Here is a 14,770-nt window from a genome sequence, read left to right as displayed (position 1 = left end):
AACTTATTTACTTATCAATAGAAGGGCAAACTTACGTCGTTGTTTATATTTAATCTAAATAAAGCGATTAGAAGATTATTAGAATTACATTAGAAATTTTAATGTTGAAATAGGAGAGTTAACGCTTTGATTGAAGAAGGAATAGGAGTTATAGAAGAAAACACGAATTTCACGAATTAGCACGAATTGTAATCATTAATTAAGCTTGTGAAATTAATTTCGCAAATTTAATTCGTGCTAATTCGTGAAATTCGTGTTTTGAATTAAACTTAAATTGTAGTTTTGTATAGGAAAATTTTTTTGTTTAGGAATCCAACCAGTTTTTGAAATTATTGATTTCCTTTTTGCTTAAAATAATAGGTTCATTTTCGGGAATAGAAACGTTTAAAAGCAATTCGATTTTTTGACTCGAATGTTTAATGATTTCCTGAATATGATGTCTGTTTATGATATATTTTCGGTTGATTTTAAAGAAAAGAACCGGATCAACTTTATTGATTAAATCGGTTAAATTACTATTGTACAAATAGCTGTTACCCGAATTGGTATAGATAAACATATGTTTTCCTGTGGCAAAAAAATAGGTGATTGCCGTATCATTTATAGAAATGAGTTTGTCTCTGTGACTGACTAAAAAGTGATGCTGAATGTTGCTTTGATTTTCAATTTCAACAAGTGATTCAACAATTAAGTTGGTATTAAAGGTTTCTTTAATGTTTTTGTATTTGATTAAAGCTTCCAGTAATTCTTCTTCTTCATAAGGTTTCAGAAGGTAATCAATCGTGAAATGCTTGAAAACTTTTACAGCATAAGAATCGTAAGCCGTGATAAAAATAACGGGACATGAAACGAGTGTTTGTTCAAAAATGTCCAGACTTTTTCCATCTCCCAAATGAATATCCATAAAGGCAAGATCGACCGTATTTGTTTTAAAAAAAGCAACGGCGTCCTTTACTGATTTCAGTACAGAAATTTCACTAATTGAAATTATAGTTTGTTGTTCCAGAATTGATTTCAGATAGCTTGAAGCAAGATGCTCGTCTTCAATAATGACAATTTTCATTTGGTTTATTTTCTGCAAAGGTAAAAAAAAAGCTCCGTTAAAAACGGAGCTAATTCAATTACAATTTTAATTACAAATCAGGATTGTTTAATCTTGCTTCTTGTGGAAATGGAAGCGTATAACGCGGGTCATTTTCAATAAGTTTATAATCTTCTCCACCAAATGTATGGATGATTTGTTGTTGAGTTGTTCTTCTTAAGTCAAACCAACGGTGACCTTCAACTGCAAACTCACGTTGTCTTTCCTGAGCAATAAGATCAAGAATCTGAGTTTGTGACATTGTAGCAATTGATGTGCTCAATGTGTTGTAACCTGCAGTATTATATCTGTTTTTGATAAAAGCTAAAACTGTTGTTCTTGCCGCTGGAAGATCGTTCAATTGTGCTGAAGCTTCTGCTTTTGTCAAATATAATTCAGAAGTTCTGAAAGTACATTTTTGAGCGATATCTCCACCTTTTCTAAATTTGAATCTGCTTCCGCTTGCTTGATAATACAAAGCAAAACGTAAGTCGTTTGTTTTATCATAAGCTCCAGTTAAAGTTGGTGAAGCATATGTAGTTCCTTTTAGGATATTGATAAAAGGATCTTCAAGCGCTAAAATAGATTCCGGTCCATTATAAAGGTTAGGTAAAGCAGCTGTAGTATTTAAGTTTATTAAAGCATTTTTGTATGTCATTGCTTTATCTGCAGCTTCAATAGCTTTAGCCCATTCTTTTCTGTAAAGGAAAATACGAGATTCCATTGTATAAATAGAAGCTTTAGAAAAACGGTAATTAAGACCTGTTGCTTGCGTATCTAAATTCAATAATTTTTTTGCCTCTTCGTTATCAGATAAAATCTGATCATAAATAACAGCAACACTTTGTGGAACATATGCTTGCTCTAAATCTATTTTTAAAGCCAATGGAACACCTTTGTCTGTTGCAGCTGTTGCAGCATTATAAGGTTTGCTGAATATGTTCAATAAATCAAAGTAAGTTAAAGCTCTTAATGCATAAGCTTCTCCAAGTAATTGGTCTTTCTCTGCAGAAGGCGCTAATTTTTGGCTTGCTTCAGTGATAATTACATTCGTATAAAAAATTCTGTTATACAAAGTAGCATATGGAAAGCTGTTTGTAGTTTTATCAGGATTGACATCATTCCAGATATAATGATCTCTATAGAAAGCAGCATTATCATTGAATTCATCAAAAGTCAATTCGTCTGCTCTCACAGCAGATAATGCTTTATGAATTGCAGTTATAGAATATGCTTTTGTCATTACGGCTCTGTAATCTTGCAAAGTTTCCGGAATTACTTTACCAACTGGCTTAACATCAAGATAATTATCGCAGCTTACGGTAGTAATCGCTACGCTGGCAAAGAATACGTATTTTAATATATTTTTCATTTTGAATCAGATTAAAAAGTTAGGTTACATCCTAAAGAAATTGATCTTGGGATTGGTTGTGCATAGATATTTCCGTAAGTTTCCGGGTCGAAGTAACCTTTGAAATCAGAGCTGATTACGAATAGGTTTCTACCTTCAATACTAAATCTAACGTTATCCATAAACAAACTGTTTACAGCTTTTTTAGGTAAAGAATATCCAAAACGAACACTGCTTACACGCATAAAACTCATTTCATGAACCCATGTATCTAAGTAGTTGTACATTGGAAGTTGATTTCCTCCAGAATACCATTGGTAAGCCATCCATGAATCTCCTGTTCCTGAAGTTTCACTAGTAATTCCAGGTATGTGTGAACCTGTATTAGTAGGTGACCATACATTAAGCGCATCAGTAGTATAGTTTTGACCACGATCTAATTGTGTACCGTTGAAAGTAGGTTTTTCAACGACAGTTTGTTTGATATTGAAAGTAGTAGCAATTGTAAGATCAAAATTATGAACTTTGAATGTATTCATGAAACCACCAGTAAATTTAGGATCTAAATCTCCTACATAAGTAAACAAATCTCTTGTTTCAGCATCTGTAAGTTTAGATTGAGATAGAACTCCCGGGAAAAAATCTGCATATGGGTCAAAAAGGGCAAAAAAGGTTTGTGAGTTTACAGTTTCTCCTTTTTTATTTACAAATAAAGGATAACCGTTTTCATCAATTCCTGCAGTTTTTAATGCGAATACCGCATTCACCGGAAGTCCTTCTCTAGAAGGTAAATAACTGTTAGATCTTGTTTGAATACGATCTACATTACTCTTATTGTGAGCAAAATTAATTGTTGTATTCCACTTAAAGTTTGGATGATCAATGTTTCTTGTAGACAAAGAAATTTCATATCCTTTATTAGTTACCTGCGCCCAGTTAGCGTTTGTATATTCAAATCCGTTTTCTAGAGCAAGTGATTGTAAACCAATTAAATCAGTACTTTTTCTTCCGTAAACATCAGTAACAATGTTGATACGATTTTTGAATAAACCAAGGTCCATTCCAACGTTAGTATTAGTAGTTTTTTCCCATCTTAATTTATCATTTGGAGGAGATAATACTGTAATAATAGGTTCTGTTTGTCCTGGTAAAATAACAGCATTTTGGTTGATACCAACTACATACGGTGAAGTATTTTTGTCGATATTTCCTTGTAAACCGTAAGACGCACGTAATCTTAAATTAGAAATTACATCACTGTCTTTTAAGAAATTTTCTTCAGATACTGCCCATGAACCAGAAACTGCCCATAATGGTAAGTATTTGTATTTAGGGTCTGCACCAAATAAATCTGATCCATCATAACGAACACTTCCAAAGAAAGTATATTTTCTGTCATAAGTATAAGATGCTGTTGCAAAAAACGATGCAAATGCATTTTCGTTTTCACTCTTTAAATACGTTCTATAGTTTGTGTCAGCTGCATAGCTTGCAGTTGGAAAAATAATTTGAGTTGATGTCAATGTTTTTGGGTCATAACCAAAAGCTTTCGTAGCAATAGAAGTGCTTTTGTTTTTTCTTAATTCATTACCAACCATAAATTCTAACTCATGTTTTCCTCCAAGAGTAGTATTATAGTTTACCATAGTTTTCCAGTTGTATTGGAAAAAGTCTGTGTTTGAATTTTGGATAATTCCACCAACAGGAAGGAAATAATTATAAGCTCCGTTTGAGAATACACTTGTTTTTTCTCTTTCTTTTCTTGTATAGTAAGTGTCTTTTCCAGCGTATTTTTCAGAAGCATTGTTGTCAAACTGTAAACCAATTTGAGTACTTGCTTTTAAGCCTTTTGTAATAGTATAATCAACATCAAGTAATGCTTTTACTGATCTTGTTAGTAATTCGTAATTTGTATTTTCTCTTTCTTCCAAGAAGTTAAAAGGAACATATACAGAACCATTTCCATATCCTTTAACATCTTTATCATATCTATAACTTCCATCAGCATTGAATGGAGTCAAATATGGGTTTACGTTTCTTGAATAGTTAGAAGGATTTGTAAAGCCATCTGTATCAGAAAGATAACTTGTTTTTCTGCTTTGAGTACCAAAAATTCCAACTCCAACATGTAATTTATCAGTTACATCAAAGTTGTTTTTTAAGGTTACGTTGTATCTGTCAAAACCAGTTCCTACAGTAGCACCTTCTTCATTATAAGCTCCTAAAGAGAAATAGTAATCAGATCTTTCTCCACCACCAGATAAACTTAATCCGTATTGTGTATTGAAAGCAGCTCTGTACAATAAATCACCCCAATTGGTATTATTACCTCTTAAAGCATTGATTGAGTTTTGTGTTGTTGGACTTAGAGACGAAAAACCTCCCGATCTATAGGCTCCTAATTCATTAGCCTGGTTTAGAATGCGGGAAATTTCCCCAGCCGTGTCTCTGTAAGTCAAATCTTCTCTTGAAGCTAGCGAAAGTTCAAAATCTACTTTTTGAGAAGAATTCATAAGGTTTAATTTAGAAAAATCAGGTTTTTGAGTCACAAAAGTATTAACGTTAAAGTCTACTTTCATGTTTCCTTTTCTTCCTTTTTTAGTTGTTACCACAATAACACCATTTGCAGCTCTTGCTCCGTAAATAGCAGTTGCAGCAGCATCTTTTAATATGGTAATATCTTTGATATCATCAGGGTTTAATCCTGCGATAGAAAAGTTACTTAATACATCTATATTATCTTTGTCATAGTTTTGAGGAACATCATTTCCTTCAAGAGGTAAACCATCTAAAACCCATAACGGATCCTGAGCACCATTAAGAGATGCAGTACCACGAATTCTGATTTTTGAGATTGTTCCAGGAGCTCCCGTTTGTTGCGTTACCGCTACACCCGCAACCTGACCAATTAACATTTGATCCAAACTCGCAACACCCGCTTGTTTGATATCTGCCATTTCAACTTGTGCAACAGCCGATGTTAATTTTCTTTTCTCGATTTTTTGGTAACCAGTTACAACGATCTCTTTCAATTCTGCTACGTCAGATTTTAAAGAAATTGTGTAGTTGTTCTGTGCCGAAATATCAATAGTATAAGGAAGGTAACCCATATAAGTTACTCTTAAACTTTTCATATTACTGTTAATTTTAAATTCAAATGTACCGTCAAAATCAGTTACGGTTCCAAGGCTTGAACTTTGGATCACACCTTTTTGTTGTGTATTGTTTGATACGGAACTGTTTTCTACAAAAACAGTAACACCTGGTATTGGCAGTCCGTCTTTGGCATCAACTACCGTTCCTTTAATTGTCCTTTCCTGCGCATACCCGGAAAGGGCAAGAAGGAAACTCAGCATGTAAAATAAATTCTTCATTAGTTTGTGTTTGGAGTTTGGTTAAAATTTTTATAATGTGTTGCTTAATGCCTTTTCAATACGTTGAATCAAATCGAAATAATGATTCTTAGTTTCTTGGTTTCCGATGCTTCTTTTAGATTTCAATAATTGAAGTATCTGATTCAATTCGCCTTTTTTATCAGAAGTAACTTCAGTAACTCTTTTTAGAGAAGACTGATTAATGTTACGTGCCATTTTTGATTCATCTAAATAATCACACAAATGAGGCATGCTTAATGTTTCTTCTAATTGAAGCGATTTCTTAACATCCGTTTTTTCAAAAAGTTTATTGGTCGAAACAATCAATACATCAACGTAATTCTTTTGAGTCATACGTTCCAGAATCGTCAATGACTTGTTCTGGATTGTTGGAGCAAAAATGCTTTGACGTAAGGTTTGGAATAATTGTGTAACCGTAAATACATTTTCTTTAGCACCATTACGCTGATACAATTCATTTTCGGTCATTCTCAATAAACGATCATCGCTCAACATGCTGTAAAAAACACAATTTTGTAATTCTCTCGCCAGAGTATATGGTGTATATTCATAAGGTCCAAGAGGAGAATCTTTCAACGGATTTGTTTTATCTAAAATCGGGTTAAAAAACAACCAATCCGGAAGCGCAATACTGTTTTTTAATAAATATGCAACGGCTCTTTTTTGTGTAGCAGCCGGAACCGGAACATAACTTTGTTTGTTATCACCGTGAACTGTAGTATTTAAATAAACACCTCCAAGATTGCTTAATACATGATAATTGTAAAGATTCCATTGACCAATCGCACCTATATAAAGTTTACCGGTTTGGTAATAAGATTCATCTTTATCATAACTCCATTCCAGAATATTGCTTACAACTCTTTTTAAGTTCTTAAGGCCATATTCACTCGCTTTCATTGCATCATCACCTAAATCTTCAGATTGTGAGCGAGGATCAATAGTATTATCTCCATCTTGTTGTTCTCCGTAGAAATAAAGAGGATCATTTTGATGTTTTGCAATCAGATTGTTTAATGCTGCGTGCTCTTCAGTTTGATCTCCATACCATCTGTAACCCCATTCAATAGCATATTTATCATATTCACCAATTTTTGGCGTAATAGCTTCTACGTGATCTTCAGGTTGAGCAATATAATTGTAACGAGCATAATCCATGATTGATGGAGCAGTTCCGCCCATTTTTGATGTAAATTCTGGAGATCTAAGAGATTCTACAGGATATGCAAAAGAAGCTCCCATATTATGTTTCAGACCAAAAGTATGTCCAACTTCGTGAGACGATACAAATCGGATAGCTTCACCCATATGTTCATCGCTAAATTTGTTTCCTCTTGCTTTTGGATCGATCGCACCAGTTTGAATACGCATCCAACTTTGCAAAGAAGTCATTACATTATGCCACCAGATAATATCTGATTCGATAATTTCTCCACTTCTAGGATCTACAACTGCAGGTCCCATAGCATTTGATTTTTGTGACGCTACATAAGTAATAACCGAGTAACGAACGTCATCGATATCAAAATCAGTATCTTCTGCAGTAGGTTCTTTTGCGATTACAGCATTTTTAAAACCAGCTCTCTCAAAAGCCACTTGCCAATCGCGAACACCTTCTATAATATAAGAGCGCCATTGTTTAGGAGTCGATGGATCGATATAATATATAATAGGTTTCTTAGGTTCTACTAATTCACCTTTTTTGTATTTTTCAATATCTTCTTTTTTAGGCTCTAATCTCCAACGTGTAATCAATTCTTTTTCAAGAACAGCATGTTGATTGTCATTAAAGTACCAGTGTTTTTCTGCGAAATATCCAATACGATTATCCGCAAAACGTGGTTGCATTGGAACTTTGTCCAATAATATAATATTAGAAGTAACCCCAATTGTAACAGACAATGCAGGACCTCCTTCACTTACAGAAGTAGTAAGCTGAGATTTAACAACGATATTTTTAGGAAATGTTTTCACACTTTCTATATACGACAAGTCCGATTTTACAGATCCGCCAAAGCCAATATTGCTTAATACATCATTGAAACTTTTTTGTTTTCCGTCAAAAACCTTATTTGCTTTGATAATAACCGATGTCGAATCGTTATTTTTTGTTTCGATATCAAAGACCTCTATAATAGACTCAGAAAAGTTACTGTTTACAGAAGCTGTAATTGCGTCGCCAACCGGAGAAGAAACTTTAGGTTCAGAAGATTTTACCCAAACTTTTTTAGCAACAAGATCTTTATGAAAAGTGATGATTTTATTTTCGTAATTCATTCCTTTATTAAGACCTGCATCATTAACAGGTAAAGGAACATTTGAAATTTTATTAACCACTAAAAACTCTCTTTGAAAAAGGGAATCATTTATCTCTAAATAAAGATCCGTTTTTACCTGAATCGTATTGAACAATCCTTTTTTGAAAGTTCCTTGTTTTACTAGATCATCATATTTTTTTCCTTTAGAAGATTTAACAGAATCTTTAGCGGCTTCTGTTTTGTCTTCTTTTTTCTTTTTATCCTTTTTTTGAGAAACCATCGTGCCCGTACTAAATAATAGTGCAAGAACTAAGATGATTTTTAGGGTTCCCAACATTGCATTTTTCCCCATTTAAAGTTAATTTTAGGTTAATTTTATGATAAAAATATAATGCCAGATTTGTTAAAAAAAACAAAAAGGAGTGAGTGGCTTTTTTTTGGGAGTGAATGTTTTTTTTCTATCCAATTAAGGGTAAAATGCAAGTAAAATCACCATCTTTTTTGAAGGTTTTAAAATCTTTTTTAGAGTAGAAATTGTATATACTTTCTAAATATTTGTGACCAAACTTGGATTCTTTCCCGAAGTTTTGCTTTTCGTTTAAGTTATTGGTAATGATTGCTACATTTTCTTTAATATCTATCGTTATTTTCAACGGATTTTCATCAGAAGCGATATTATGCTTGATCGCATTTTCTACCGCAATCTGAAAAGCCAAATAAGGAACCTTTTTAGCCAAAATGCTTTCGTCTTCGATCGTAATCGTAAAAACAAATTCTTCTGTAAATCGCGTTTGTTGCAGAAATATATATTTTTCAATAAAAAGCAATTCTTCCTGAACCGTAACAATATTATTAACTGGTGGATTAATAAGGTATCGATAAATCTTCGAAAGATTCAAAGTAAATTTTCGCGCCACGCCAGTATTACTTTCGATAAGCATATAAAGCGAATTCAAAGAATTAAATAAAAAGTGCGGATTAATTTGCTCCTTTAATTGTTGGAGTTGGATTAACGCTTTCTCCTTATTAATTTTTTCATTTTCTAAAAGAAGCTTATTTTTTTCCTGAGACAAGATTGTTTTTTCCTGAAAAGTTCTCCGCGTAAAAATCGTAAACAAATAAAAGAACACAATTAAAATTGCAGTCGTAATAATATAAATTAAGGAAGCATACTTTTTTACCGCATCGACATCTTCTGATGAAATCTTTTTAGGAAAGTTGACACACAAATACCAATTTGTACCTTTTAGATTCAATCGCTTTGTATAACGTACAATGTCCAAACCTAAATATTCCGAAAGTGCTATTTTTCTATTAAAACTATCCTGATCTGTAAAAGTGGTATCCTTAAGAGCGATATTTGTAACCTTAAAAATATTCTTTTCCAGCAATTTTATTTCGGGATGAAAAATGATCGTTCCCTTTTTGTCAAATACAAAAGCATAAGTTGGTGACTTTTGATCGATCGTGGCGAAATAAGATTGCATTGATTTCAAATCAATATCATATCCGTATCGAATTACAGTTCCATTTTGGGAAACATACTTATAATAGATGCGCCAGGAAAAATTTTGAGGATCTTCGACAATGGAGTTTGACTTATCCAGCATTCTGTTTTTAGCAACAAAATCTTTTATAGAAGTTTTGATTTCTTCACTATTAATAGAAGAAGTGAATTCTAGTTTTTGATCATTAATCTGAAACCAATTGTTTTTGATAATATTGTCATTGGCATGAATCGAACTTAGAACTTTTAGATTATCAGATAAGTTTTTGGTATTGCTCATCTCAACAATACTTTTCAGCTCATTTTGAGTTTCAAGAAATCGTGACAATTCCTGAACCATAACTTCTTCCTTTTTTTGTAAACTGCGTTGTTCAGTTGCAATATTTGACTTTTCAGTGATTTGCGTCATTAAACCACTAAATATATAAATAGAAACCAACGTAAGGACAACGAAAATGATTCCTAAAATGAAGAAGTTCCTACCGGAAAAAGTATTTCTAAAATTAAATTTCAAAGGTGTATTTTAAAATATAAAGACATCTTTTTGTCCTTATAGCAATGTGGTATTATTTTTTTTCGTGCGCAAATATATAATTTTTTGACTGATACAGATTTAGTTATAAAAAGTTAACAGTATTTTCGACGATGCGCTTAGTAAAAATCTTGTTAAGGGAGAAATGTAGTTTGAAAATTGTTTCAAGTTTCAGTTTTCAGGTTTGAAATGCGAATACTGCACTTTGTAATTTAACCGTAAAGTTCGCGAAGTTTTTTTTATAGTATGTTTTTACAAAAACGCAAAGTCCGCAAAGCTATGTGTTTAAACTTTGCCCACAGATTTAAGCGGGTTAAACGGATTTACACAGATTTAAAATTAACAATCAGTGTAAATCCGTTTAATCTGTGTCATCAGCGTCCCATTTTTCACAAAGATCTTTGCGAACTTAGCGTAAACCTTTGCGGACTTTGCGGTTAAATATATAATGTAGTATTTCAAACTTGAAACCTGAAACCTGAAACAAAAAAATTAGTTCAAATTAATAACTTGCGGTCCAAATTCTTCGTAGAAAATGTTTTCATGATTTACATTAAAATCGATTAATGTTTGATATTGTTTCTTGATAAAAACTTCAGGTCCGCAGATGTAGAATTTTGCATCTTCTAGTAAAATAGCTTCTTTACATTTATTAAGATCAACGCGGCCTTCAATTATTTGGCTCGAATGATTTTCGGAATTTTCTAATGAATCATAAAAAGTGAAAGTTTCAAGCCATTTTACTTCTTGTTTTAATGAAGCAATTTGATCTTTAAAAGCATGAACAGATTCATTTCGACAACCGTGAACCCAAACCGTTTTTTTATTCTGAATAGAACTTGCATTTGTTTCCAGAATACTCAACATCGGCGTTAAGCCAACACCGCCACTAATTAAAACCAAAGGATTTTCGGAATCTTTTTCTAAGTGAAATAATCCCGCTGGAGCCGAAATTGAAATCATATCGCCTTCTATTTTTGAATGAAGTGTATTCGAAACTAATCCGGATGGATTCGAATCCATTCCAATTTCTTTCTTTACCGAAATTCTATAATATTCCGGATTAAAACCACTTGATAAACTATATTGTCTAGGTTGCATGAAACCTAATTCAGGAACAAAAACATGAACACTTATATATTGGCCGGAATGGAAATCTGTGATTTTTTGTCCGTCTTCAGGATAAAGATAAAACGATTTGATTTCGCTGGATTCGTCCGTTATTTTTTTAATTATAAAATTTCTCCATCCGTTCCAGCTTCCGGATTTTGCAGCGTTTTCTTTGTAAAGTTCTTTTTCAAGATCAATCATAATTTCCGCAAGCTGATTGTAGGCAATTGTCCACGCTTCCAAGATTTCCGGAGTTGCAGCTTCGCCAACAACTTCACCAATAGAAGCGATCAATTGTGTTCCTACGATTTTATATTGCTCAGGCTGGATATTCAAACTTCTGTGTTTGGTTCCAATTCCCTTTAATACATTAATTAATACGCCTGGGTTTTCTATATTTTCGGCATAAGCCAAAACAGCATTTGCCAACGCCGATTTTTGTTTTCCGTTTGCTTGATTTCCCATGTTGAAAATGTTTTTCAATTCAGGATGATTTTTAAACATTCGGGTGTAGAAATAGTAGGTAAGATCTTCGCCGCTCGATCTCAAAATTGGAATTGTAGCTTTGATCAGGTCTTTTTGATATTGATTCATCTTTTAATAATTTGAATTTGAAATTAAATTTTAAAGTACTATAAACCCATTCAGAATTTATATTCACAAATTTAAACCCGCCATAAAGCTCCGTTTTATGATTCAAATCATAAGAGCCAAATTAAAGAAGAATAGTTTTTTATGTTTAAGGTTTTAGGTTTGAAATGAGAATAGAATTTCTATGTCATTTTACCGCAAAGGGCGCAAAGGTTTTTTATCCTGTATCGCGTTTAGCAAACACAAAGTTCGCAAAGCTTCATCAACACAAAGCTTTGCGAACTTTGCGTTTAATATGCATAATCCCTAATAAAAAATCTTTGCGCACTTTGCGGTAAAAAAATACAGCAGCATTCATTGAAACCTGAAACAAAAAAACTAAGAAATTTGAAGATGTTCTAAAGTTTTTCCAACCAAAGTTTTAGTTCCAACAGATTTGAAACCTAATTTTAAGTACAATTTTTTAGCATTCGGATTATCTTCGTCAACCAATAAACCTAAAGTTTGATTGTTTTTGGTTACAAATTCTTCAATTAAAAATTGCAGCAATTTAGATCCGATTCCTTTTCCCTGATGATTAGGATTCACGCCAAGAGAATCAATGTAAAATTCTCCGCTTTGGGTTTCGTTTTCGGGATTAAAATCAGGATTAAAATTTGCGTGAACATATTCAATAATTGGCAACCTCAACGGAATTAAATCAGCTCCGTTGTAGACATTCACAACGCCAATAATTTCGTTGTTTTCTTCGGCTACAAAACAATTCTGATACGAGTATTGATTATTTTCTCTTTCTACAAAATACAGTAAAAAGTCTCTTGCGCTATCGTAATCTTTCTTTCCAATAAATTTATAGATGATATCTTCCATTGCCAATAACAAACATGGTGCAATAAATTTTGAATCGGTTTTAGTGGCTTTTCTAATAATCATTTTCTAAATTTTTGATGAATTACAAAATTACACCAACTTTTAGAGTTAGACCTTATTTCTAATCTTAATTAACATAATGTTTGAAATCGAACAATAAGTTGGTTTTGTATTTTGTGATAAGTCAAAGTGATGCCAAATCGATCTCTCGCAAAGTCGCAAAGTTTTAGCACGCAGATTACGCGGATTTAAGCAGATTTTTTTTAATATTATATAATTATCTGCATATATCAGCCTAAATCTTTTTTAAATCTGCGTGAAATAAAAATACTTTGCGTCTTTGTGACTTTGCGAGATTATTACAATAGTTTTGAGAAATAGGCGTATATCTTTAATGATCAGAAATTATAACGCCAGGTTTTACCTTATTTGATTTGTTCATTACGAATAATAAAAGCGGTAATGTGATCACAAAGAACAATCCAACGATGACAAAAGCATCTCGATAACTCAATAAAGACGATTGTCTCACGATGACATTTTCCATGAGTTTCAGGGCTTTTATTTTGGCTTCATTATAAGCAAAACCTTTGTGCTGAAAATAATTGATGTAAGCATTAATTCTGTCCATTGCTTTTACATTATCCGGCGTAACATTCGAAATTAATACATTTCTATGATCCGCAAAACGATGCGCGATATAAGTGTTTATAATCGACACACCAAAAGAACCGCCCAATTGACGCATCATATTATTTAGCGCTGCGCCTTGCCCAACATCTTTGTCTTTGAGCGAAGAAACGGCTAACATTGTTAACGGAACTGTAAGTAAAGCAAGTCCAAGCGCTCTAAAAATAAGTGCTGTAGAAACTTCAGAAGCACTGGTGTTTAAGGTAATACCAGACATTCTCCAGTTAAAATAAATAAAGAGCACAAATCCTAAGGCAATAATGGTAACGGGTGAAACTCCTTTTTGCAATAAAGTTCCGCATATTTTTAAGGCTAATAATGCCATTAAAGCTCCGGGAAGTAAAAGTAAACCCGTTTGATAAGGTGAAAAATTTAAAAGACGCTGAACAACAACGGGACTTAGATATATAGAAATAAACATTCCGAAACCGGTTACAAAGGTTAGAATCGCGGCTATAATAAGTGATTTACTTTTCAGAACCCGAAGATTCACGACGGGTTTATCGACCTTTAATTCCCAATAGATAAAAAGGCATAAAGTGGTTACGGCAATAACGGTTAAAACAATAATGTATCTGGTTTCGAACCAATCTTCGACTTCGCCTCTTTCGAGAACGGTTTGTAAAGAACCAACCCCAATGGCTAATAATCCAATTCCTGTCCAGTCTACTTTTGCTTTTTCGGGTTTTACAGGAGGTTCTTGTAATAAAAAGTAACATGAAATAGCAACCAAAATTCCTATTGGAATATTGATCAAAAAGATCCACGGCCAATCGTAATTTTCTGTAATGTAACCGCCAAGAGTTGGACCAATAGTTGGACCAATAAAAATTCCTGCACCAAATAAAGCTCCGGCTGTTGATTGTTTTTCTTTTGGAAAAAGTTCAAATACAACAACCTGAGATATTGACAAAAGTGCGCCTCCGCCAATTCCCTGAAAAAACCTAAAAAATACCAACATCCAGATTGAAGAAGAATGTCCGCACATGAAGGAACAAAATGTGAAAAGTATCACAGAACCAATGTAATAATTTCGCCTTCCGAGATTGGCACTCAAAAAACTCGTAATCGGAATAATGATTACATTGGCGATTGCATAAGCAGTAATTACCCAAGAAGTATCTTCGAGAGTTGCGCCCAGATTTCCGCTCATATGATATAAAGCTACATTGACAATTGAAATATCAATTAGTTCCATAATCGCGGCAAGGATTACGGTAAAGATGAGTAGTTTTCGTTGAAAAGGTGTCATAATATTAAATTATACCAATCGGTATATTTTTGATTGAAAAAATATGATTTTGAAACGAAGTCACAAAGGTTTTGTCATTTCGACCAAAGGGAGAAATCACACTAGAAACTTCGCAATCAAAATCACTTATCTT

8 protein-coding genes are annotated in these 14,770 nt (G+C 33.0%); all 8 read right to left on the bottom strand.

The genetic code is table 11. From position 1 onward, the window contains the following. Window positions 1–304: 304 nt before the first annotated feature. Window positions 305–1,063, bottom strand: a complete 759-nt coding sequence (locus WN975_RS12600) for a LytTR family DNA-binding domain-containing protein (protein ID WP_337966846.1) — start codon at window positions 1,061–1,063, stop codon at window positions 305–307. A 70-nt stretch (window positions 1,064–1,133) separates the two neighbouring features. Next, the gene (locus WN975_RS12595; RefSeq protein WP_337966845.1) at window positions 1,134–2,453 is read right to left on the bottom strand and encodes a RagB/SusD family nutrient uptake outer membrane protein; all 1,320 of its coding nucleotides are present in this window, start codon (window positions 2,451–2,453) and stop codon (window positions 1,134–1,136) included. 11 nt (window positions 2,454–2,464) lie between these two features. Further along, a complete protein-coding gene (locus WN975_RS12590; RefSeq protein ID WP_337966844.1) occupies window positions 2,465–5,806 on the bottom strand; it encodes a SusC/RagA family TonB-linked outer membrane protein in 3,342 nt (1,113 codons plus the stop codon). Window positions 5,807–5,836: 30 nt separating this feature from the next. Further along, the gene (locus WN975_RS12585) at window positions 5,837–8,437 is read right to left on the bottom strand and encodes a zinc-dependent metalloprotease (protein ID WP_337966843.1); all 2,601 of its coding nucleotides are present in this window, start codon (window positions 8,435–8,437) and stop codon (window positions 5,837–5,839) included. A 106-nt stretch (window positions 8,438–8,543) separates the two neighbouring features. Continuing rightward, window positions 8,544–10,106: a histidine kinase gene (locus WN975_RS12580; protein ID WP_337966842.1), complete on the bottom strand. Its 1,563-nt coding sequence runs from the start codon at window positions 10,104–10,106 to the stop codon at window positions 8,544–8,546. A 510-nt stretch (window positions 10,107–10,616) separates the two neighbouring features. Next, window positions 10,617–11,828: an NO-inducible flavohemoprotein gene (gene hmpA, locus WN975_RS12575; RefSeq protein WP_337966841.1), complete on the bottom strand. Its 1,212-nt coding sequence runs from the start codon at window positions 11,826–11,828 to the stop codon at window positions 10,617–10,619. A gap of 375 nt (window positions 11,829–12,203) precedes the next feature. Beyond that, a complete protein-coding gene (locus WN975_RS12570) occupies window positions 12,204–12,758 on the bottom strand; it encodes a GNAT family N-acetyltransferase (protein WP_337966840.1) in 555 nt (184 codons plus the stop codon). A 328-nt stretch (window positions 12,759–13,086) separates the two neighbouring features. After that, window positions 13,087–14,637, bottom strand: a complete 1,551-nt coding sequence (locus tag WN975_RS12565) for a DHA2 family efflux MFS transporter permease subunit (protein WP_337966839.1) — start codon at window positions 14,635–14,637, stop codon at window positions 13,087–13,089. Window positions 14,638–14,770: the final 133 nt, after the last annotated feature.

The sequence above is a fragment of the uncultured Flavobacterium sp. genome, assembly GCF_951805225.1.
GTDB lineage: Bacteria > Bacteroidota > Bacteroidia > Flavobacteriales > Flavobacteriaceae > Flavobacterium.
The sequence above is the reverse complement of the archived record's forward strand: the minus strand, read 5'-3'. Positions and strand labels throughout refer to the sequence as shown.